We start from the raw sequence: 22,376 nt of genomic DNA, 5'->3' as shown, positions 1-22,376 counted from the left end.
CAGAGAGTGTGTGCGCCAGTGTGTTGGAAAGCGCGAAAGTTAATGTTTGAAGCGTAGCAGCACTTAGTACAACGCGTGTTCAGTCGAAGGCTGTCTTAAACAAGAAAAATCGCCCGCGTTTAAATGAAGCCTTCCGTTACCACTCAGAGGCTACAACGCCTTGCGCCATCGCCTACGGGTAAGACAGAATCCGCCGGCTTGTTTGCTTTGGCCCTGGCCTCTATCGTTTCCCTGCCACTGCCCATCAGTGGTCGGGTTTAGTCGCCCGGGGTTAAAAGTAAGGTGCATTAGCTCTGTCAGTCAGGCATTCCCATGCCTGCACTTGATGGTGGTTGTGCGCAGGGCGCCCTCGGGCGCGCCGGCTTTGCTAGCTTCCCCGGTCGACTAACCTGCGCACAGCTGCCTCCCTCTCGTTTAGTCGCAGGAGGGTGGCGCTCAATCAAGGAAGCGAGCATATGTTCAAAGTAACACCCAACCCACCGGACACTGATCCGGCATCCCCGTACGAACCCGATTCAAAAAAACTCAACGAAGCCGCCGAACGCGCCCTCAATTTCCATTTCCCGTCGAACGCTGATATCAACGCCAAACCGCGAACCCGCAGCACGCTGTTTTCCGTGGACCCGCACGCCACCGCCGAAACCCTGGGCGTATTTTTGGTCGAGACACTGGCCTCGATCGACGTGATGGTCCATCACTTGGTGGATCATCTGGAGGGGGAGGCACGCTACGCCTTGCTGGGCATCTCAAACAGCATCATGGTGGCCGAAATCACGGCAAACGGCGTGCTGGATAAAATAGAACCACCCAGGTAACCGCTGCTACAGACGAGGCTAACACCACCATCTTGTAGCCGCTGCCGAGCCCGCGAGGCTGCGTTCGAGCCGGGGTCGCGCTCGACCGCAGTCCTCGCCATCATGGACGGTGTCCTAGTGGCAGACACGGCTGCGAAACCCGCTGCAACGTGACAAACCAAGCAACCCAGGCAGTCACGCTGATCAAGGCCCCCAACAAACTGACGGCCATCCATCCCCATACCGCATAAACCTGAGTCGCGGCAGCGGCGCCCAGCGCGCTACCGACCGAGTAGAAACACATGTAGGCGCCGACCATACGACTCTGGGCATCGGGTCGCGCCACGAAAATGATGCTCTGGTTGGTGACGTGTACGGCCTGCACCGCGAAGTCGAGCAGGACGACGCCGCAGACCAGTGCGATCAGGGACGTCTCGGCAAACGTGATGGGCAGCCAGGACAACGTCAGGAGCGCCAGCGAAATCCCGGTCACCCGCTGTCCCAGACCTTGATCGGCCCAGCGACCGGCTCTTCTGGCCGCCAGGGCACCGGCGATGCCGGCCAGGCCAAACAAGCCGATGGCCGTGTGTGAAAGCGACAGCGGCGGGGCGCTCAACGGCAGCACCATGGCGGTCCACAGCACGGAAAAAGCGGCAAAGATCAGCAGGGCCAGCAAGCCCCTGACACGCAACGCGGGTTCGGTGATGAACAGTTTGAACAGAGAACGGATGAGCGTCAGGTAGGACTCTTCATGCCTTGTCGACGCCGTGACCGGCACCACTCGCCACAACACCGCCGCAAGAGTCAGCATCAACCCTGAGGACACACAGTACACAGCGCGCCAGCCCGCAATGTCCGCAATCAGGCCAGAAGTAAACCGCGCCAGAAGAATGCCCAGAACAATGCCACTGGTGACCGTCCCCACGGCATGCCCGCGTTGTGAGGGCGTTGCCAGCACGGCGGCATAAGCCACCAGCACCTGAACGACCACGGCCAACAAACCCATCACGACCATCGCACCTAACAGGGCCAGCCATTGCTGCGCTGCGCCGACCGCTGCGAGCGCAACGGCAGACAGCAACACTTGCGAAAGAATCAGCCGCTTGCGGTTGACCAAGTCACCGAGCGGCACGATAAACAGCAACCCCAGCGCGTAACCGACCTGAGTGGCCGTCACCACAACCCCGATCATGGATGATTCCACGCCCAGGCTCTGAGCCATTGAGTCGAGTAAAGGCTGGGCGAAATAAACGTTGGCGACGGCCAGCGCGCAGGTGACAGAAAACAACAACGTGAGCGACGGAGAAAGCCCCGCAGGCTGCGTGAACAGTTGTTGGGTGGTTAAGTCGACCTTGGCTGTCATGCACACCTCCAGGGTGTTAATCTGGTTTCAAATAAAAACCGGATGCGATTGTTGCTGCATCTGGTTTCAAATTGCAACCTGAAAAACCACCTTTTGGAAGGGCAAAAAAAATGGTCGAAGACGTTTCACCGCAAAGCAACGAATGCCCGGTCGCCAGAACACTGGAGGCCATCGGAGATCGCTGGTCGCTGATGATCATTCGTGACGCATTTGACGACATTCGCCGATTCAGCGAATTTCAAAAGAGTCTCGGCGTGGCCAAAAACATTCTGGCGTCGCGCCTGAAAACGTTGGTTGAAGTCGGGGTCTTCGACATTCGACCGGCGTCAGATGGCAGCGCGTACAAGGAGTACGTGCTGACGGAAAAAGGACGGGAGGTCTTTCCGGTTGTGGTCAGCATCAGGCAATGGGGCGAACGTTTTCTGTTCCAGCCCCAGGAGACGCGATCTGTGCTGCTGGATAACGAGTTCGGCCAGCCGCTGATGCCGCTTGAAGTTCGCTCTTCAAACGGTCAAAAACTTGAGCCTTCTGACTGCCACAGGGTGAGGCTGGTTGTCGGCGTTTAAGACGTATCGATCAACTTTCAGCGGTAACGGCTGAGTCTGAACTGGCCTCGGCCTCCAGTTTCAACCGGTCAGCCTTGCTGATGTATTTTTCCTTGCTTTGCGGTGCCAGTTTGGCGCTGGCCTTTTTGGCGTGGGCCTTTAATAGCTGCTGTATTTTTTTACGGCGGTTCATGTTTTTTACTCGGCTTGCAGATTCTTGAATGAGGCGCGCCTTGAATATTAACTCAGATCCTGTGATGCGCTTGATACGCGATGCCCATCAACAACTCTGATGTGACCAGTCATCAGTCTCCGGTTTAATCGAGTGAAACACCCGTTGTATCTGAAGTCTATTAATGTTAAGTGGCTGTTTTAGAAGAAAAATATTTTAAGCAGGGGCTTCCCGGACGGCGCAAAAGTTGTTAAATTCCCGCCCACACGTAGCAAGTGCTACAGGGGCGTCGCCAAGCGGTAAGGCAGCAGGTTTTGATCCTGCCATGCGTTGGTTCAAATCCAGCCGCCCCTGCCATCTTCAAGAAACGCCAGATCCTATCGGGTCTGGCGTTTTTTTATGCCCGTCACTTTCTACCAGGCGACATACCTCAGACTGCCTTTGCACCCTGCATTTGTTGGTCTGCATGGTAAGACGAGCGCACCAGCGGGCCGGAGGCGACGTTCTTGAAGCCCATTTTTGCGCCTTCCTCGGCGAACCAGGCGAACACGTCCGGGTGCACAAAACGCTGGACCGGCAAATGGCTGCGCGACGGCTGCAGGTACTGGCCGAGCGTGAGCATGTCGACGTCGTGCTCACGCATTCGCTGCATGACTTCGATCACTTCCTCGTCGGTTTCACCAAGGCCGAGCATCAGGCCGGACTTGGTCGGTACGGACGGGACCAGTAACTTGAATGTCTGCAACAGATCCAGCGACCACTCGAAATCCGAACCCGGCCGCGCGGCTTTGTACAGCCGTGGCACGGTCTCCAGGTTGTGGTTGAACACATCGGGCGGCTCCGTCGCGGTGATCGCCAGCGCAACATCCATGCGCCCCCGGTAATCCGGGACCAGGGTTTCCAGTTGCACGCCCGGCGACAGCTTGCGGATCTCGCGCAGGCAATCGACGAAGTGCTGGGCGCCGCCGTCGCGCAGGTCGTCGCGATCCACGGAGGTGATCACCACGTACTTCAGACGCAGGTCGGCGATGGCCACGGCGAGGTTCATCGGCTCATCGGCGTCCAGCGGTTTTGGCCGACCGTGGCCGACATCGCAGAACGGGCAACGGCGGGTGCAGATGTCGCCCATGATCATGAAGGTCGCGGTACCACCGGAAAAACATTCGCCGAGGTTGGGGCACGAAGCTTCTTCGCAGACGCTGTGGAGCTTGTGTTTGCGCAGCAATTGTTTGATCCGGTCGACCTCGGGAGAGATCGGCATGCGCACGCGGATCCAGTCGGGTTTGCGCGGGAACTCATCGGTCGGGATGATCTTGATCGGGATCCGCGCGACCTTTTGCGCACCGCGCAGTTTGACGCCGACTTGCATTTTGGCCGGGGCGGGGTTGGTTGATTCCACAATTGGGTTCATGAGTATTTTCTTTCTTCGGAAGGCAGAGGCGAGCCCACACACAGCCCAATGTGGGAGCTAGCTTGCTCCCACAGGGATTACGGGGTGGCTGATCAGTCGCGGTAGACCGGGAAGTCGCTGCACATGGCGGCGGCTTGTTTGGCGACTTGCGCCTCGACATCGGCATCACCGAGGTGATCAAGCAAGTCGCAGATCCATCCCGCCAACTCGATACTTTGCGCTTCCTTGAAACCACGGCTGGTGATCGCCGGCGTGCCAATGCGCAACCCCGACGTCACGAATGGCGACTGCGGGTCATTGGGCACGGCGTTCTTGTTCACCGTGATCCCGGCTCGACCGAGCGCGGCGTCGGCGTCTTTGCCGGTCAGGCCCTGACGGATCAGGCTGACCAGGAACAGGTGGTTGTCGGTGCCGCCAGACACCACGTCAAACCCACGGTCGATAAACACCTTGGCCATGGCCTGGGCATTGCGAATCACCTGCGCCTGATAGGTTTTGAAACCAGGCTCCAGCGCCTCCTTGAAGCACACCGCTTTGGCTGCGATCACGTGCATCAGCGGGCCGCCCTGGCCGCCGGGGAACACCGCGGCGTTGAGCTTTTTCTCCAGTTCCGGATTGGCCTTGGCCAGGATCAGGCCGCCACGCGGACCGCGCAGGGTTTTGTGCGTGGTGGTGGTGACGACGTCGGCGAAGGGGATCGGGTTCGGGTACAGACCGGTCGCCACCAGCCCGGCGACGTGGGCCATGTCGACAAACAGGTAAGCGCCCACCTTGTCGGCAATCTCACGGAAGCGTGGGAAGTCCAGGGTCTTCGAGTAAGCGGAGAACCCGGCGATGATCATTTTCGGCTGGTGCTCGACCGCCAGGCGTTCGACTTCATCGTAATTGATCAGCCCCGTATCGGTGTCGATGCCGTACTGCACCGCGTTGTAGAGCTTGCCGGAGAAGCTGACTTTGGCCCCGTGGGTCAAGTGACCGCCATGGGCCAGGCTCATGCCCAGCACGGTGTCGCCGGCTTGCAGCAGCGCGAGGAACACCGCGGCATTGGCCTGGCTGCCGGAGTGCGGCTGGACGTTGGCGTAGTCGGCACCGAACAATTGTTTGGCGCGATCAATCGCCAGTTGCTCGACCACGTCAACGTGTTCGCAGCCGCCGTAATAACGCTTGCCCGGATAGCCTTCGGCGTACTTGTTGGTCAGGCCGCTGCCTTGCGCTTCCATCACCCGTTGACTGGTGTAGTTCTCGGAGGCGATCAACTCGATGTGGTGTTCCTGCCGTGCGTCTTCGGCATTCATCGCTGCCAGCAGTTCGTCGTCGTAGCCTTTGATCTGGTCGTGTTTGCTGAACATGGTGGTGTCCTGTGTGGTAAGCGGGAAGGGAGGTCAGGCTTCGGCGGATTCCTGGGTCAGGCGCACGTAGGCGTCCTGATCCAGCAGGTGGTAAATGGCCTCGGCGTCGGTCGGTTTGAAACGAAAGAACCAGCCTTCGCCCAGCGAGTCTTCGTTGACCCGTTCCGGTGAGGATTCCAGCATCGCGTTGACCTCGACCACTTCACCGTCCAGCGGCATGCCGATGTTGCTGGCCGCTTTCACCGACTCCAGCACCGCCACTTCATCACCGGCGCCGAACGTCCCCAATTCCGGCACCTGTACGAACACCACATCGCCCAGCGCCTGCTGCGCGTACGGCGTGATGCCAACGGTGACCAGGCCATCACGCTCAAGCCGCAGCCATTCGTGATCGACGGTAAAACGCAATTCGCTCATACCCACTCCTCATTGTTCAGACCCATCCGCTGCTGGTGGCGGATGACGTTTACAGGCTCGTGCGGGGCAGCGAGCGTGGTTGCAGAGAGTGATAGCAAAGGTGGTGCCAATGTTTGTTAGTTGTTTTAAATCAATGATTTACAGTTGTTTTTTGAGAGACAAAGGGTGTTGCCTGTATTGAAATCAATACGGGCAAGAGGCGTGTAGCGAGCAGGGCAAGAAAACACGCGGTGGAAGGGGTGTGTCTTGAATTCGATACGCTGTATCGATTTGCAAACACTCATGTCTGCCGCACCCCACAGGGGATTTGTGTTGTTTGGGGAGGTGGGCAGGTTTCAGGGCTTGGCGGGAATGCCGTATTTGCGCAGGCGAATGGCGATGGCGCTGTGGGAGGTTTGCAGGCGGGCGGCGAGCAGGCGGCTGGACGGGTAGCTGCGGTAGAGCTGCTCCAGCAGGTGCTTTTCAAACCCTTCGACAGCTTCTTCCAGGCTGCCGACTTCACCGTCGTTCTGGCGCTCCACCGCCGTCCTGGCGATGTCCAGATCGTCGATGTCTACCAGCGGGTTTTCGCAAATGGCCGCCGCGCGGAAAATCACGTTTTGCAACTGGCGCACATTGCCCGGCCAGCGGTTGCCGAGCAGGGCGGCAAAGGTGCTCGGGGCCAGACGGCAGACCGGGCGCTGGATCTGCGCGCAGGCCTGTTGCATGAAGTGATTGGCCATCAGCAGGATGTCGTGGCCGCGTTCGCGCAGCGGCGGTACTTGCAGGTTGAGCACGTTGAGGCGATAGAACAGGTCTTCGCGAAAGTGGCCTTCGCTGACCATTTTTTCCAGATCCCGGTGGGTCGCGCTCAGCACCCGAACGTTGACCTTGACCTCGCGATCACCGCCCACCCGGCGGAAGCAGCCGTCGCTCAAAAAGCGCAGCAACTTGGCTTGCAAGTAGGGCGACATCTCACCGACTTCATCAAGAAACACCGTGCCCTGATCCGCCAGTTCCAGCAGGCCGAGTTTGCCGCCGCGCTGGGCGCCGGTGAACGCGCCGGCGGCGTAGCCGAACAGTTCGCTTTCGGCAAGGCTCTCCGGAAGCGCGGCGCAATTGAGCGCGAGAAACGGCGCCTCCCGACGTGTGCTGATCGCGTGGCAGGCACGTGCGACCAGCTCTTTGCCGGTACCGGTTTCCCCCTGGATCAACAGCGGCGCATCGAGGGTGGCCACACGTTGGGCACGGGCCTTGAGCGTGCGGATCGCCGGGGACTCGCCCAGCAGCGCATCAAACCCTTCGGCATGGTCATGGTGCAGCGCCGACAGGCGTTCGCCGATGCGGCTCGGGTGATACAGGGTCAGCAGGGCGCCGGCGTCGGTGATCGGCATAGCGTCCAGCAGTAACGTCTGGCCGCCCAGGCTGACCTCGTGCATGGGCAGGCGGAAGTGGTGTTCGATCAACATGCGTTGCAGGGTCGGATCATCAAACAACGTCGTCAGCGATTCACCGGCCGGTTCACGCCCACACAACGCAATCAGCGCCGGGTTGGCCAGCAGCACAACACCGCGATCATCCACGGCCAAAACAGCGTCAGTGCTGGCCGCAAGCAAGGCATCGAGTTGCAAGCTGCGGCGCTGCCCCGGAAGGATGTCGACCATCGTCACCGCTTGCACGCCCTGCACCCCGAGAAAGGCCTCACGCAACTCTTCCAGCACCTCGGCACCGAGGGTCGGCGCATCGATGTAAACGTTCGGCGGCACCATCTCGACGGCGTCCAGATTGAACCGGCGCCCACCGAGCAGGGCCAGCACTTCCTGGGTGATGCCGACGCGGTCGATGAAGGTGACGTGGATGCGCATAACGGGCCTGCAAGGGTGGTGAGCGGGGTGATTGCGTCAATGAGTATGCCGGGCACTGTGCGGGTGTGGCGAGCGCAGATCAGCCATTGGCGGTTTTACGCGCGCTGGCCGCCAGGTCCTCCAGGAAGGCCTGGAGGATCGGCGGCGGTGCCGTGCCGCGTCGGGTAATCACGTCAAACGGCGACACCAGTTGCAGGCTTTTCGGCGCCAGTTGGTGCATCTCCCCGGTCTTGATCCACTGCGCGGCGAAGTGCGCCGGCAGAAAGCCGAGGTAGGCCCCGGAGATCAGCAAAATGGCCAGCGCCTCGATGTTGTCCACGGTCGCGGCGGCTTTGCTGACCCCCAAATGTTCGAGGTCGTATTGCTGCATGTAGCCGCGCACGACAATCCGGCTGGCGGCGATTTCTTCGAGCAGTTCGTCGCCTTCGGCCTTGTTGCCATACAGCGGATGTCGGCGCCCGCAATACAAGCCCAAGGCCTCTTGATACAGCGGTGTGTGCAGCAACCCCGGTACATGGATGGGGAAGTGCCCGATGGCCAGGTGCAGGCGGCCGTCGAGCACCCGTTCTTCGAGTTCGGCGGGGGTGCCGACGTAGACGTTGAGGTGCACGTCATGCCCCCGGGACACGAAGCGCTGAGTGGTGCGTGGCAGCGGCGAATCGGGGTCGGTGATGGTGGTGTCGATAATTCCCAGGTTGAGTTTGCCGCTGATGTGCTGCTTGAGCACGTCGGCGTCCATGCAGAAATTTTCCACCGCCGACAGCAGGCGTTGGGTGGCTTCATGTATCGCCACGCCTTGCTCGGTCAGGCGAAACCCACTGCGCCCGCGTTGGCAGAGTTTGACCCCGAGCCGGGTTTCCAGATGAGTCATCTGTTCGCTGATCGTCGACTGACCGGCGTTCAACGCGGCCTGCGCGGCGGAAAAGCCCCCGCACCGCACAATCGTAGCAAACACCCTGAGCAATTTCAGATCGACATCGTGTAGCTGAATCACCTTGGACCTCCCGCACGTGGATGCATCGGTAATGCCGATATGAGTATCTGATGTTTAGCATTTTTTCCACGGAAACCTGCGCCCATAGTCATTCCAACGGCGGTCGCCTTGCAGTCCGCCCAGCCGATAACAAAAAGTGGAGAGGCTTGAAATGTCGAATAACGGTTATGAATCCGGTCGCCTGAACCTGCCATTCGTAGGTCATTGCACCTTTGGCAAATCCCCGGTGTGCACCGATTGGGACGCGCTGGATGCCGACGTCGCGGTGCTCGGCGTGCCCAATGACATGGGCACCCAGTGGCGCTCCGGCGCACGCTTCGGACCACGCGGGATTCGCGAAGCATCGACGCTGTTTTCCTTCGGCCACGCCGGCGCTTACGACCACGAAGACGACGTGATGTACCTGACCGCCGCCGACGTGCGCATGGTCGACGTCGGTGACGCCGACATCGTGCACACCGATATGGTCACCAGTAACGAAAATACCGAATACGCTGTGCGCAAAATCCTCGATGCCGGCGTCATGCCGGTGGTGCTCGGCGGCGACCACTCGGTGCACGCGCCGGTGATCAAAGCTTTCGAGGGCCGCGGCCCGATCCACATCATCCACTTCGATGCGCACCTGGATTTCGTCGACGAACGGCACGGTGTGCGCTACGGCCACGGCAATCCGCTGCGCCGCGCCTCGGAAATGAACCACATTGTCGGCATGACCCAGATGGGCATTCGCAACGTCTCGTCGTCCAACCGCGATGACTACGAAGCGGCCCACGCCGCCGGTTCGAAAATCCTCTCGGTGAGGGATGTCCGTCGCCTCGGCGTCGAAGGAGTGCTGGCGCTGATCCCGCAGAACATCAACTACTACATCACCATCGACATCGACGGTTTCGACCCGTCCATCGCCCCCGGCACCGGCACCCCGAGCCACGGCGGCTTCCTCTACTACGAAGTGCTGGAAATCATCCAGGCCCTGGCCAAGCGCAGCAAAGGCAACATTGTCGGCATGGACCTGGTGGAGGTTGCACCGGTGTATGACCCGAGCGGTATGACCTCGATTCTGGCGGCGCAACTGCTGCTTAACAGTATCGGTTTCATCTTCCATGAACGGGCTCAGGCGAAGCACGCCGTGAGCGCAACCACCACCGAATCGGCGTGAACTGACCGCCGCACAGAGGGCATGAAAAATGGACGCGAGTGTTAAGCAGTACCTGCAGAAATTCGGTGTCTCGGAAGCGACCCAGACCTTCCTCAGCAAGGTGCAGAAAATGTTCATCGGTGGCGCCTTTGTCGAGGCCAGCGACGGACAGACCTCCGACGTCATCGAGCCGTCGACCGAAGGCCTGATCACACGCATTCCGATGGGCACCACCGAGGATCTGGACCGCGCCGTGCAAGCCGCTCGCGCGCAGTTCGACGGTGGCGCCTGGAGCCAGGCCAAACCGGTGGAACGCGAGCGCTTGATGCAGCGCCTGGCGGACCTGATCGAGCAGAACGCGGCAGAGCTGGCGGAAATCGAATCGATCGACATGGGCAAGTCGGTCGCGTTTGCCAAGGACGTCGATATCCAGGGCACCGTCGATACCTTGCGTTATTTCGCCGGGTGGGCGACCAAGCTGCACGGACGCACCGTCGAGCCTTCGCTGCCGGGCAACTATCTGGCGTATACGCGCAAGGAAGCGGTGGGGGTGGTCGGCGCTATCGTGCCGTGGAACTTCCCGCTGCAAACCATGGCCTGGAAGCTCGGCGCCGCCCTGGCCACCGGTTGCACCGTGGTGGTCAAACCCGCTGAACTGACCTCGCTGTCAGCCCTGCGTTTTGCCGAACTGGTGCAGGAAGCCGGGATTCCCGACGGCGTGGTCAATATTGTCTCGGGACGCGGCAGCGTGGTCGGCGCGGCCATGGCCACGCACCCCGGCATCGATAAATTGACCTTTACCGGCTCGACCCCGGTCGGCCGTACCGTCGGGCGTGCGGCGCTGGACGAAATGAAGCGACTAACCCTGGAACTGGGAGGAAAATCACCGGTAATCGTGTTGGCCGATGCGGACATCCCTGCGGCGGCGCAAGCGGTCGCCAACGGTGTGTTTTTCAACTCGGGCCAGGTGTGCGACGCCGGTACACGCGCCTATATTCATCGCAGTGTCTACGACGAATTTTTGCGTGAACTGATCGCCTACACCTGCACGCTGAAGATTGCACCGGGTCTGGATCCAGATTGTTTCATCGGCCCACTGGTCTCGGCCCAGCAAAAGCAGCGGGTCATCGAGTACATCGAAACCGGCAAGCAGGAAGGCGCCGAACTGGTCTACGGCGGCCAGCCTGTCGATGGCCCTGGCTTCTTTGTCGAGCCGACCATTTTCGCCCATTGCCGCAATGACATGCGCATTGTCCAGGAGGAGATTTTTGGTCCGGTGCTGGTCACCGCACCGTTCGACGATGAGGAAGAAGCGCTGGCCCTGGCCAATGACTCGGTGTACGGCCTGGCCGCCGCGCTGTATTCCAATGACCTGGGCAAGGTGCACAGCCTGATCCCACGGTTGAAGGCCGGTTCGGTCTACGTCAACGCCCACGGCACCCTCGATCCGTCGATGCCGTTCGGTGGCTACAAACAGTCCGGTTTCGGCAAGGACCTGGGCGCCGAGCAGCTCGATTACCTGCTCGAGACAAAGGCCGTCTGGATCACGTTGCCTTAAGCACGCGGCACCCGTGGAGAGGGAGCAAGCTCCCTCTCCTCAAGGTGCTCATCGCAAGGAATGCAGTTCCGTCATGATCTTCCAACAATAAGAGTCCATCATGAACACTGACGCCAAAGCCGCTCCTAGCGTGTCGCTCCTCGACGATAAACCCATCGTCGAAAGCCATTCGATCGACTTCATCCCGGAACACGAACGCACCGACAAACTGTCGAGCCAAGGCCCGTTCTGGTTCCTCGGCAACTTCACGTTCTTCACCATGACCATCGGCTTCGTCGGACCAAGCGTCGGCCTGACCGCGCTCTGGACCACACTCGCCGGCACGCTGGGCATCATGTTCGGCACGCTGTTCATGGCGTTCCATGGTTCACAGGGCCCGCACCTTGGCTTGCCGCAAATGATCCAGTCGCGGGCGCAGTTCGGCTATCGCGGCGTGATTCTCGTGTTGCTGGCGACGCTGTTTGTGTTTGCCGGATTCAACATCGTCAACCTGGTGTTGATGATGCAGGGTTTGCACACGCTATTCGGCTTTCATCCCTGGGTGATAGCGGTGGCGGTGACGATACCGGCTGCAATCCTGGCGATCCTTGGTCATGACTGGATGCACCGCAGCTTCAAATGGGCGTTGTACCTGTCGATTCCGTTGTACGGCCTGGTGACGCTGGCGGTAATGATGGGCTGGGTGCCCGATGCGGCGATGCCAGTGTTGGCAGCGGGAGAAGTCGCGCCGGCACCGTTGGGCTTCAACTGGACCGGGTTCATCGCCCAGTTCGCGGCGGCGGCCAGTTACAACATCGCTTACGCCCCGTACGTGTCCGACTATTCCCGTTACCTGCCGAAGAACACCTCCAGCGGCAAGCTGATTGCCGTGGTGTTTCTCGGTGCGTCGCTGTCCGGCGCGTGGATGATTTCGGTGGGTGGCTGGTTGGCCGATCACCTGCACTCCACGGACGTGTTGGTCGCCCTCGGACAAGTCGGTAACGTGGTCTCGCCACTGATCGGCACCGCGGTGGTGGTGATCACGATCCTGGCATTCCTGCCGGTGATCGCGATGAACATCTACAGCGCGAAACTGACCACGTTGACCTGCGTCGACTCCATCAAGCACATCGAACCAACCCGCAAGGCCCGCGTCCTGGCGATTGGTTTTGTGATCCTGCTGCAACTCGGCGTGGCCCTGAGCATCCAGAGTTCAGGCAAAGGCTTGTCAGTGCTGGGGATCTACCTGGTAGTGATGCTGTACTTCCTCGTGCCCTGGACCTCGGTCAACCTGACGGACTACTTCTTCGTGCGCAAGGGCCGCTACGCCATCCCGCACTTCTTCATGCCCCACGGCAACATCTACGGCAACTGGGGCCTGCGTGGCATCGCCGCGTACGCCATCGGTTTCGTGTCGATGATCCCGTTCTTCTACATCTACGACGGCGTCGAGCAGCGCGAGGTCTATGTCGGCCCCCTCGCCAAAGCCCTGGGCAGCATCGACATCGCCTGGCTGGTCGGGCTGATCGTTTCGGGGCTGGTGTACTACTGGTTCAGCCGCTCGATTGATCTCAAGCGTGAAGAAACCGTGATCCAGCACATCGAGAAAACCTCTGCGCAATACACCACCGGCGACTCGCTGAGCTTTCGCTCGGCGGCTGTTTTCAACGAATCGGAAGCCGGGAGATAACCATGGCTACGCAAAAATACGACTACATCATCATTGGCGCCGGCTCCGCGGGTTGTGTGTTGGCCAACCGCTTGAGCGAAGACCCGGCTACTTCGGTGTTGGTGCTGGAATTCGGTGGCAGTGACCGCAGTGTGGTGATCCAGATGCCGAGCGCGTTCTCGATCCCGATGAACACCAAGAAATACAACTGGCGCTACGAAACCGAGCCAGAGCCGTTCCTCAACGGGCGGCGCATCCACTGTCCACGCGGCAAGGTGCTGGGCGGTTCTTCGTCGATCAACGGCCTGGTCTACATCCGTGGCCACGCCTACGACTTCGATGAGTGGGAATCCCTCGGTGCCCAGGGCTGGGGCTACCGCAATTGCCTGCCGTACTTCAAACGGGCAGAACATTACGAGGAGGGTGGCGACGGCTATCGCGGCGGCACCGGGCCGCTGCACACCACCAACGGCAACCACATGAAAAACCCGCTGTATGGGGCGTGGGTCGAAGCCGGTGCCGAAGCCGGTTACATCAAGACCGAAGACTGCAACGGCTACATGCAGGAAGGGTTCGGCGCCATGCACATGACGGTGAAAAACGGCGTGCGCTGCTCCACGGCCAACGCCTATTTGCGCCCAGCCATGGGCCGTCCGAACCTGACGGTGATCACCCACGCGATGACCCGCCAGATCCTCCTTGAAGGCAAACGGGCGGTTGGCGTCATGTACGACCACGATGGCCAGACGCACCAGGTTTACTGCCACCGCGAAGTGCTGATTTCTTCCGGCCCCATCGGTTCGCCGCACCTGTTGCAACGCTCCGGTATCGGCCCGGCCGAGGTTCTGCGCAAAGCCGGGATCGACGTGCGCCATGACCTGCCGGGAGTCGGGGAGAACCTGCAGGATCATGCCGAGGTGTACATCCAGTTCGGCTGCAAGGAACCGGTGACCCTCAATAGCAAAATGGACCCGCTGAGCAAACTGATGATCGGTCTGCGCTGGCTGCTGTTCAAGGATGGGCTCGGCGCCACCAACCATTTCGAGGCCGGTGGCTTCATTCGCTCGGACAAGGGCCTGCGCTGGCCGGACATCCAGTTCCACTTCCTGCCTGCGGCCATGCGTTATGACGGCAACAAACCGATCAAGGGCCACGGCTTCATGGTGCTCACCGGGCCGAACAAACCCAAGAGCCGCGGCTACGTGCGCGCCCGTTCGGCGGACCCGTACGAGCACCCGCAGATCCAGTTCAACTACCTCCAACGGGAAGAAGACCGCGAAGGCTTCCGCCGCTGCATCCGCCTGACCCGGGAGATCATCGGCCAGAAAGCCATGGACCGTTTCCGCGATGGCGAAATCGCCCCCGGCCCGCGGGTGAACACCGATGAAGAGCTGGACGCCTTCGTGCGGGAAAACCTCGAAAGCACCTACCATCCGTGCGGCTCGTGCCGCATGGGCGAGGACGACATGGCGGTGGTGGATTCCGAGTTGCGCGTGCATGGCATCGCCGGGTTGCGCGTGATCGACTCGTCGGTGTTCCCGACCGAGCCGAACGGCAATCTCAACGCGCCGACCATCATGCTCGCCGAGCGCGCCAGCGATCTGGTGCGCGGACGCAACATGCTGCCGGCCTCGGATGCACCGGTTGGTTTGGTGGAGAATTGGGAAAACAGCCAGCGCTCGACGCTGCCGGGGCGCAACGTCCGGGTTTAATGTCCTGGTTTTTTGCTCAACAACAGCCAGGTCGACGCCGAGTCGATCTGGCTTTTTGTGTTTTTCAGGCGGGTTTTAGCGGTAACGGCCTTGTCTTGCAGCGTCTCCTATACTGATCCGCGTTGGCAGGTTCAACACCGATCCTGAATGCCGTTGGAGACGCACCCAGCACTCCGACGGTTTTCCCTACGACCCCTCAGTAAGGAGAACGAACATGGCAATCCGCATTGGCGACGAGGCACCGGACTTTACCGTCGAGAGCACCGAAGGCACGCTGCATTTCCACGAATGGATTGGCGACAAGTGGGCCATCCTGTTTTCGCACCCCAAGGACTTCACCCCGGTGTGCACCACCGAACTGGGCTATATGGCCGGGCTCAAGCCCGAGTTCGACAAGCGCAACACCAAGATCGTCGGCCTCAGCGTCGACCCGGTCAGCAACCATGCAAGCTGGGCCAAGGACATCGAAGAAACCCAGGGGCACGCGGTCAACTACCCGATGATCGGTGACGAAAACCTGGTGGTGGCGAAGCTCTACGACATGATTCACCCGAATGCCAGTGGCGGCACCCGCACCGCCGCCGACAACGCCACCGTGCGTTCGGTGTTCATCATTGGTCCGGACAAAAAGGTCAAGGCCATGCTCATCTACCCGATGAGTGCCGGGCGCAACTTCGATGAAGTGCTACGTCTGCTCGATTCCCTGCAATTGAACGCCAAGCACACCGTCGCCACGCCGGTGAACTGGCGTCCGGGCGAAGACGTGATCATCCCGACATCGGTGTCCGATGAAGACGCGCGGAAAAAATACCCGGACGGTTTCAAAACCATCAAGCCGTACTTGCGCACTGTGGCGCAGCCCAAGTAATACAACTGTCGAGGGATTCCCAAAATGGACGTAAAAGCCCTGCGCGCCGACGCCAGCCATCTCGACAAGGTGGCGCGCCTCTTCGACGCCTACCGAGGCTTTTACGGCCAGCCCTCGAACCCGACCCAGTCCCGGGACTTCATCGCCGAACGCATTGCCCGTGACGAATCGGTGATTTTCCTCGCCGAAGACGCCGCGGGCCACGCGTTGGGTTTCGTGCAGTTGTACCCGACGTTTTCCTCCATCGACGCCCACCGCACCTGGTTGCTCAGCGACCTGTTCACCACTCCCGAGGCCCGTGGCCTAGGGGTGGGCACGTTGCTGATGAACACCGCCCGTGCCTTTGCGGTGTCGAGCGGTGCCAAGGGCATGGTGCTGGAAACCGCCACCGACAATGTGGGTGCGCAGCGGTTGTATGAGTCGTTGGGGTATGTGCGTGATGGGGGGTATTACACGTATTGCCTTGATTTGAAGCAGGGTTGAGAAGGGTGGTGGTCATGCACCCCCACCCACATCACGGCAACGCCCACTCCTCACGAAACTGCTCGTACTGCGCCTCCGGCATCTGCACCAGCAATGGCGACTCTCGAGGGTCGAGCCACTTGAGCAACGCAGCAATATCTCCCTGATCCATGGCCGTACAGCCCGCTGTGGGTGACGCGGGGCCGCGCCAGATGTGGAAGAAAATGCACGAACCCGAACCCGCTGTGGCCGGGGTGTTGTGCTCGATGAAAATGCCGTGACGATAACCCTCTTCGTTGCGCATGTGTTCCGAGCTGCTCCAGTCTGTTGCCGTCGCTGCGCCGTCGACCAGTTTGTTGTAGTGACTGGATTGGCTGTCATCCACGCATTCGGTGGTCGGTGTCAGCGCGAGGTAAGGCAGGTGCGTGTCGACCGTAGCGTCGAAACCAAACGCCGTGCCCAGTTTGAAGATCCCGGCGGGTGCTTTTCCATCGCCTTCGCGTTTGACCGGGCCTTCAACATCACCCAGGCTGCTCACGCCTTTGCCCCAGCCCATGCCGTTTTTGCCGACCACGACGGGAAAGGCATCGCCGTATTTTCGAAAGGTTTTCCCGTCACGTTCATAGCGCTGCGCGGTGCCCTGAATGTCATCCCAGTTTTTGCTGGTGACTACAATCAATTGTCCACTGCTGCCGACAGTGTCGCTGGCGCTCATCGGTGTGATCGGGAAATCCATCACGTCCTTCGGCGCGCTCTCGCCACTGAATGTGAAATGCCACCATTCCTTCGAATACCCGGCAAACCCTTCTTTCTCCATGGCACTGCTCAGACGTTGACGGTTGTCCTTGGCGGTGGCGTTGATCGTCGGGTTGGCGGTATGCGCGCGCTCGTCGAAGCAATCGAAACCGGTGCCCATATCCAGGGCGCCATCGTGCCAGCGCTGGTCATAGGGTGCGGTGCAATCGACTTGCGTCGCTGTTGGTGTCCAGGTGTCAGCGGGCAGCGCATCGGGGCCGATCAGCGTCAGGTCCACGGTTGAGCCCTTGGAGTGTCCCGACACCCGCGCCACATAGCCCAAACGCCAGAAGTCCTGCTTGTCCACGCGCGGATAGAACTCGGCCTTGCGCGGGTCACCCGGTTCTGTCGCGAAGCGCCCCATGTCGGCGACGGCGCGGCTGGGTCGATAGCAGTCGAACACCTTCAAACCGTAGCCTTGCGTGCGCAGTTCCGCCTGGACCCGGGCGAGGGCCTTGGCGGTGTCCTCGGACAACAGGCATTCGGCCGCGTCATAACCGTCGAGCCGGTGCCCGGTGAAATTGTGGGCACTGGCGTAGCGCATGTCTTGTTCGATGCTCGGGTCGATGGTGCGCAAATACACCATGTTTTTGGGCCTTGGTTCGGCACTGGCCATGCCGCAAATGACAAGGCTTATCAGTAGCGCTAAAACGCGATTCCGCACGCTTGTCGCCTTCATACAAATTAAATAAATATGTAACAAGATTTCACCATTGCACAGGCAGGGTAACGGGGCGGCGTGTCAACGATGTCACGGGCCTCAAGGACTTATCAATGGTGCCGGACATGAAGTTGAATCGGGCTTCGAATAATAATGAGGTGCTATGACTGTTCTGGTTACCGGCGCTGCCGGTTTTATTGGTTATCACACGGTTAAACGGCTGTGCCAACAAGGTCTTGATGTCGTCGGTATCGATAACCTCAACGACTACTACAGCGTAGAGCTCAAACAGGCACGGCTCAATGAGTTGGAGTCGTTGCCGGGTTTTCGCTTCCAGCGCTTGGATATTGTTGATAAAGCGGCCCTGATGGGGCTGTTTCAGGAGCATCGATTCACCGAGGTCGTGCATCTGGCCGCTCAGGCCGGCGTTCGCTATTCGCTGGACAACCCCGACGTCTACGCGCAATCGAACCTGGTGGGGTTTGTGAATGTGCTGGAAGCCTGCCGGCACCATCGCCCGGAGCATTTGATCTACGCGTCGAGCAGCTCGGTGTATGGCACCAACAGCAAAATGCCGTTCAGTGTCGAAGACGCCGTCGAGCATCCGGTTTCGCTGTATGCCGCCAGCAAGCGCGCCAATGAACTGCTCGCGCACAGCTATTGCCATCTCTACGGGATTCGCGCCAGTGGCCTGCGGTTTTTCACCGTTTACGGGCCCTGGGGGCGGCCGGACATGGCGCTGTTCAAGTTCACCCGAGCGATGCTCAACGACGAACCGATCGACATCTATAACCACGGCGAGATGGCGCGGGACTTCACCTACATCGATGACATCGTCGAAAGCATCGTGCGCCTGCGGCCCAAACCGCCGTTGGCGGACAATGCCGGCGAAGGCATCAATCGAATTTTCAACATCGGACGGGGCGAACCCATGCCGTTGCTGGCGTTCGTCGAGTGTCTGGAAAACGTGCTGGGCATCAAGGCGCGGCGCAACTACTTGCCGCTGCAAGCGGGCGATGTGATCAAGACCTGGGCCGATGTGTCGGCGTTGGCGGATTGGGTCGACTTCCGCCCGCAAATGACGGTCGAGACCGGTGTGACGGAGTTTGTGAAGTGGTATCGGCACTTTTATCAGCGATGAAGCGTTCACCCTTGAGAACAACCATTAGCGGGGGGAGAACCCTATGAGCCAAGACATTTTCGTATCGGTACTGATTCCGGCGAAAAACGAAACCAATAACCTCAAGCCCTTGATTGAGGAAATCCGTGTGGCGTTGGCCGATGAAGCGTACGAAATCATCGTCGTCGACGATGGCAGCACCGATGCCACCCTGCACGAACTGCAACAGATCAAAAACAGCGGTTTGAGCACGCTGCGCATACTGTGCCATGAGCGTTCACTGGGTCAAAGCACCTCGCTTTACCATGCCGCGCTCGCCGCGCGCGGGCAGTGGCTGGCGACGCTCGATGGTGACGGCCAGAACGACCCGGCGGACATCCCCGGGATGTTGCAACTGGTGCGGGGCGGTCACGGTCCGGTCGATGTTCAACTGGTGGCCGGTCACCGGGTTAATCGCCGCGACACCGCCAGTAAACGCTGGGCCTCGCGCTTCGCCAACGGACTGCGCCGGCGCATGCTCAACGATGCCACGCCGGACACCGGTTGCGGGTTGAAGCTGATCGAGCGGGCGGCGTTTCTGCGCTTGCCGTACTTCGACCATATGCACCGGTTTCTGCCCGCGCTGATCCAGCGTCACAACGGCCGTATGATCGTCCACCCGGTCAACCATCGTCCGCGTACGGCGGGGGTGTCCAAGTACGGCAACCTCGACCGGGCACTGGTGGGCATTCTTGATCTGTTCGGGGTCTGGTGGCTGATCAAACGCACGCGCCTGAACACCAAGGCGCAGGAGATCGAAGGATGAACCTCTCCCGCGAAGCCCTGTGGCTGGCGGTCGGTTTCATTGGCCAGATCGCCTTCACCGGCCGCTTTGTCCTGCAATGGTTGTACAGCGAATACCAGAAGCGCAGCGTGATCCCGACGAGTTTCTGGTACTTGAGCATCGTCGGCAGCACGTTGCTGCTCGCGTACGCCATTTACCGCCAGGACCCGGTGTTCATCGCCGGTCAGGCATTTGGCTCGATTGTCTACCTGCGCAATTTGCAACTGATTGCCAAAAGCACCCCCGCGAAGGAATGAGTCATGCGTAGAACGCTATCGCCCGGTGTCGAGTGCCTGGGCCTGATGTTGCTGGCCCTGCTGCTGATCGGCGCCGGGTTGGGGCTGCGTCAGCCGCAGAATGTCGATGAGGAACGATTCCTCGGCGTGGCCCTGGAAATGTTGCACAACAACGCGTGGCTGATTCCGCACCGGGCGGCAGAGATCTACGGCGACAAGCCGCCGATTTTCATGTGGACCGTGGCGTTCTTCACTTGGCTGACCGGGAAGCCTGCGATTGCCCTTTATATTCCGGGCCTGTTGTCCGGTGTGACAGTCACCGCAGTGGTTTACGACCTTGGCCGACGCCTGTGGAACCAGCGCATCGGCCGGATCGCGGCCCTGTTGTACCTGGCCACCTATCAAACCTACAGCATCTTGCAGACCGGCCAGATCGACAGCTTTTTGGTGCTGTTTACCTCGGTCGGCCTCTACGGTCTCACGCGTCATTTGTTGCTTGGCCCTGCCTGGCGCTGGTTTTACATCGGCTGCGCGGCGATGGGCGTGGGCGTAATCACCAAGGGAGTCGGGTTCGTTCCGGCACTGATGTTGATTCCGTATGCCTATGCGGTGCGCAAAGACTGGCCTGGCGTGGTGGCGATGCCGGGGGAGGCGCGCAAGTGGTGGCTGGGACTGGCGGTGATGTTGGGCGCCACGGCGATCTGGTTGCTGCCCCTGGCGTTGTCCATCGTGCTCAATGGCGGCGCCGAGGAAATCGCCTATGCCAAGGAAATATTGCTGCGTCAAACCGCAGGGCGATATGCCGCGGCCTGGGACCATCGTGAACCGTTCTGGTACTTCTTCGTTTACGTGATCCCGCAATACTGGCTGCCACTGGTGCTGGCGTTGCCGTGGCTGGTGCCCGCGTGGCGTCGGCAGTTGCAAAAGCATGACGGCCGGGTGTTGGTGCTGCTGGGGTGGGTCGTGCTGGTGGTGCTGTTTTTCTGCATCAGCAGCGGCAAGCGCAAGTTGTACATCTACCCGGCGCTGCCAGGGTTGGTGTTGGTGGCGGCACCGCTGATTCCCTGGTTGCTCAAGCGCTGGTTCAGCCAGCGCCCGCGCGGTCGTCAAGTGTTCCAGGCGGTGGCGGTGATCTGGTTTGCGCTGTGGTTCGCCCGTGGCTTTATTGAGCCCATCAGGGACGGTGCCAACCCGCATAACGCAATCATGGCGCAAGCCGCGACCATGACCGGTGGCGCAGAACTGGTGCTGGTCGACTGGCGTGAAGGGCACTGGTTGTACGCCCGGCAGCCGATTGTGCATTTCGGCATGGCCGGCTCCTCCGTCGAGCAAGCCGCACAATGGCTGCGCGACCATCCCAAGGCGTACGCGCTGGTCCCCGACGAGGAGCTGGAGAAGTGTTTCAATCCCCAGACCGCCCGTGAGTTGGGCGAAACCTCGCGTGCCCAGTGGTCGATTGTGGGGGCCGACGCGGATAACGGTAAATGTCATCCGTTGCCGCCCGTCAACGTCTATCACTTCACCTGGAACGAGCAGGTCAATGAGTTGAAGGCGGCGCTGCGCTGATCCCGATAACGGTTTTCGGTGCGAATAAGGCAAATTGCTGGCCCCGCTGGCGCAAAACAGTCGCCAAAATCACTTTATTTTCAGGTGGTTAGGCGGAATGCAATTGCGCAATGTAGCGATCACGATGATCTCGTTTGCCCTGGCAAGCATGGCCGGTGCGGCCCAAGCCAGGGAGTTGGTGGCCAATGACCGATACATGTGCGACTGGGGCGCGGGGACGGCGGCCAGGGCCCAGGAGCTGAAGTTGTCCGGGGTGTCGCTGTATGCCGCTCGCAAGAAGATTCAGACCTACAAATTCAACAAACCGTGGATGCACATGATGGCCATGGGCATTACCGAGCAGACCTACGACAGCCCGTCGCGGTTCAAGCCGGCTGCGGTGCGGCAGAGTTTTTATGAAGAGTGCATTCGTTACAAGCTGGCGCGCAAGTAACCGAGCACGAACGCACTTTGTAGCAGCAGGCTTTGCCAGCTGCTACAGGGGGTGTGTTGTTTGCGGATTACTTGATGCACTGCGCCCCGGCCTTGGCCACTTGCGCATCCTGTTCGGCCTTGACCCCGGACACGCCGACCGCGCCGATCACCTGGCCGTCGTAAACAATCGGCACGCCACCTTCTAGGGACGTTAGCAACGGCGCCGATAAAAAGGCAAAGCGTCCGCCGTTGACCATGTCTTCATAACCTTTCGACTCACGCCGGCCCAAGGCCGAGGTGCGGGCTTTTTCAGTGGCGATGTAGGCGCTGCTGGCCGCGCAGCCGTCGAGGCGTTCGAGCGCCAGGGGATGGCCGCCGTCATCGACAATCACAATGGTCACGGCCCATTGATTGTTCTGTGCTTCGGTGCGGGCGGCGGTGAGGATCTGGCTGACTTCGGCCTGACTCAGTACGGCTTTGCGCTTCATG

22 protein-coding genes and 1 tRNA gene are annotated in these 22,376 nt (G+C 60.3%); 14 read left to right on the top strand and 9 right to left on the bottom strand.

Going from position 1 to position 22,376, the window contains the following annotated elements:
• The first annotated feature begins 455 nt into the window (after positions 1-455).
• Positions 456-815, top strand: a complete 360-nt coding sequence (locus tag J2X66_RS13905; RefSeq protein ID WP_310265165.1) for a DUF6124 family protein — start codon at positions 456-458, stop codon at positions 813-815.
• Between the two features lie 100 nt (positions 816-915).
• On the opposite strand, the gene J2X66_RS13900 is transcribed toward J2X66_RS13905, so the two are convergent.
• Complete coding sequence (locus tag J2X66_RS13900; RefSeq protein WP_310265163.1) at positions 916-2,157, bottom strand: MFS transporter; 1,242 nt, start codon at positions 2,155-2,157, stop codon at positions 916-918.
• 110 nt (positions 2,158-2,267) lie between these two features.
• Here J2X66_RS13900 and J2X66_RS13895 point away from each other — a divergent pair, with 110 nt between their 5' ends.
• Positions 2,268-2,723: a helix-turn-helix domain-containing protein gene (locus J2X66_RS13895; protein ID WP_310265160.1), complete on the top strand. Its 456-nt coding sequence runs from the start codon at positions 2,268-2,270 to the stop codon at positions 2,721-2,723.
• A gap of 10 nt (positions 2,724-2,733) precedes the next feature.
• On the opposite strand, the gene J2X66_RS13890 is transcribed toward J2X66_RS13895, so the two are convergent.
• Complete coding sequence (locus J2X66_RS13890) at positions 2,734-2,895, bottom strand: DUF2986 domain-containing protein (RefSeq protein ID WP_194940313.1); 162 nt, start codon at positions 2,893-2,895, stop codon at positions 2,734-2,736.
• Between the two features lie 261 nt (positions 2,896-3,156).
• On the opposite strand from J2X66_RS13890, the gene J2X66_RS13885 reads away from it, so the two are divergent.
• Positions 3,157-3,231 (top strand) — tRNA-Gln (locus J2X66_RS13885).
• Between the two features lie 73 nt (positions 3,232-3,304).
• On the opposite strand, the gene lipA is transcribed toward J2X66_RS13885, so the two are convergent.
• The 5 genes from lipA to J2X66_RS13860 form a co-directional block, all read right to left on the bottom strand.
• Positions 3,305-4,285: a lipoyl synthase gene (lipA, locus tag J2X66_RS13880; protein WP_310265157.1), complete on the bottom strand. Its 981-nt coding sequence runs from the start codon at positions 4,283-4,285 to the stop codon at positions 3,305-3,307.
• Between the two features lie 92 nt (positions 4,286-4,377).
• Entirely contained in the window at positions 4,378-5,634 is a 1,257-nt protein-coding gene (gene glyA, locus J2X66_RS13875) for a serine hydroxymethyltransferase (RefSeq protein ID WP_310265155.1), read from the bottom strand.
• Positions 5,635-5,667: 33 nt separating this feature from the next.
• Complete coding sequence (gene gcvH / locus J2X66_RS13870) at positions 5,668-6,051, bottom strand: glycine cleavage system protein GcvH (protein ID WP_310265153.1); 384 nt, start codon at positions 6,049-6,051, stop codon at positions 5,668-5,670.
• Between the two features lie 335 nt (positions 6,052-6,386).
• Positions 6,387-7,895 (bottom strand): sigma-54-dependent transcriptional regulator, encoded by a 1,509-nt coding sequence (locus J2X66_RS13865; protein WP_310265151.1) that lies wholly within the window; start codon positions 7,893-7,895, stop codon positions 6,387-6,389.
• Between the two features lie 79 nt (positions 7,896-7,974).
• Positions 7,975-8,889, bottom strand: a complete 915-nt coding sequence (locus tag J2X66_RS13860) for a LysR family transcriptional regulator (RefSeq protein ID WP_310265149.1) — start codon at positions 8,887-8,889, stop codon at positions 7,975-7,977.
• A 151-nt stretch (positions 8,890-9,040) separates the two neighbouring features.
• Here J2X66_RS13860 and speB point away from each other — a divergent pair, with 151 nt between their 5' ends.
• The 6 genes from speB to J2X66_RS13830 all read left to right on the top strand — a co-directional run bounded on the left by speB (position 9,041) and on the right by J2X66_RS13830 (position 16,293).
• The gene (gene speB / locus J2X66_RS13855) at positions 9,041-10,045 is read left to right on the top strand and encodes an agmatinase (protein WP_027924755.1); all 1,005 of its coding nucleotides are present in this window, start codon (positions 9,041-9,043) and stop codon (positions 10,043-10,045) included.
• Between the two features lie 28 nt (positions 10,046-10,073).
• Entirely contained in the window at positions 10,074-11,582 is a 1,509-nt protein-coding gene (locus J2X66_RS13850; protein WP_310265146.1) for an aldehyde dehydrogenase family protein, read from the top strand.
• 100 nt (positions 11,583-11,682) lie between these two features.
• Positions 11,683-13,251 carry a cytosine permease gene (locus J2X66_RS13845; RefSeq protein ID WP_310265144.1) on the top strand — a complete coding sequence of 523 codons (1,569 nt, stop codon included), beginning with the start codon at positions 11,683-11,685 and terminating at the stop codon, positions 13,249-13,251.
• Positions 13,252-13,253: 2 nt separating this feature from the next.
• Positions 13,254-14,942 carry a choline dehydrogenase gene (gene betA / locus J2X66_RS13840; protein WP_310265142.1) on the top strand — a complete coding sequence of 563 codons (1,689 nt, stop codon included), beginning with the start codon at positions 13,254-13,256 and terminating at the stop codon, positions 14,940-14,942.
• 214 nt (positions 14,943-15,156) lie between these two features.
• Positions 15,157-15,810, top strand: a complete 654-nt coding sequence (locus J2X66_RS13835) for a peroxiredoxin (RefSeq protein ID WP_059182676.1) — start codon at positions 15,157-15,159, stop codon at positions 15,808-15,810.
• 24 nt (positions 15,811-15,834) lie between these two features.
• Positions 15,835-16,293: a GNAT family N-acetyltransferase gene (locus J2X66_RS13830; protein WP_310265139.1), complete on the top strand. Its 459-nt coding sequence runs from the start codon at positions 15,835-15,837 to the stop codon at positions 16,291-16,293.
• 31 nt (positions 16,294-16,324) lie between these two features.
• On the opposite strand, the gene J2X66_RS13825 is transcribed toward J2X66_RS13830, so the two are convergent.
• Positions 16,325-17,746, bottom strand: coding sequence for a M15 family metallopeptidase (locus tag J2X66_RS13825; protein WP_310265137.1), 1,422 nt, complete (start codon positions 17,744-17,746; stop codon positions 16,325-16,327).
• Between the two features lie 145 nt (positions 17,747-17,891).
• Between J2X66_RS13825 and J2X66_RS13820 the strand changes: the two genes are divergently transcribed.
• The 5 genes from J2X66_RS13820 (at position 17,892) to J2X66_RS13800 (ending at position 21,906) form a co-directional block, all read left to right on the top strand.
• Entirely contained in the window at positions 17,892-18,869 is a 978-nt protein-coding gene (locus tag J2X66_RS13820; protein WP_310265135.1) for an NAD-dependent epimerase, read from the top strand.
• A gap of 43 nt (positions 18,870-18,912) precedes the next feature.
• The gene (locus tag J2X66_RS13815; RefSeq protein WP_059182679.1) at positions 18,913-19,653 is read left to right on the top strand and encodes a glycosyltransferase; all 741 of its coding nucleotides are present in this window, start codon (positions 18,913-18,915) and stop codon (positions 19,651-19,653) included.
• A complete protein-coding gene (locus J2X66_RS13810; protein ID WP_027924746.1) occupies positions 19,650-19,928 on the top strand; it encodes a lipid-A-disaccharide synthase N-terminal domain-containing protein in 279 nt (92 codons plus the stop codon). The genes J2X66_RS13815 and J2X66_RS13810 overlap by 4 nt, the downstream gene beginning before the upstream one ends.
• Positions 19,929-19,931: 3 nt before the next feature.
• Positions 19,932-21,473, top strand: coding sequence for a glycosyltransferase family 39 protein (locus J2X66_RS13805; protein WP_310265133.1), 1,542 nt, complete (start codon positions 19,932-19,934; stop codon positions 21,471-21,473).
• Between the two features lie 103 nt (positions 21,474-21,576).
• Entirely contained in the window at positions 21,577-21,906 is a 330-nt protein-coding gene (locus J2X66_RS13800) for a hypothetical protein (protein ID WP_310265283.1), read from the top strand.
• Positions 21,907-21,973: 67 nt separating this feature from the next.
• Here the strand turns inward: J2X66_RS13800 and J2X66_RS13795 are convergent, their stop codons facing one another.
• Positions 21,974-22,375, bottom strand: a complete 402-nt coding sequence (locus J2X66_RS13795; RefSeq protein ID WP_310265131.1) for a heme-binding protein — start codon at positions 22,373-22,375, stop codon at positions 21,974-21,976.
• Position 22,376: the final 1 nt, after the last annotated feature.

Source organism: Pseudomonas sp. 3296 (assembly GCF_031456615.1).
GTDB classification, from domain to species: Bacteria; Pseudomonadota; Gammaproteobacteria; order Pseudomonadales; family Pseudomonadaceae; genus Aquipseudomonas; species Aquipseudomonas mucoides.
Note: the sequence above shows the minus strand (reverse complement) of the source record. Positions and strands in the feature narration are given on the sequence as shown.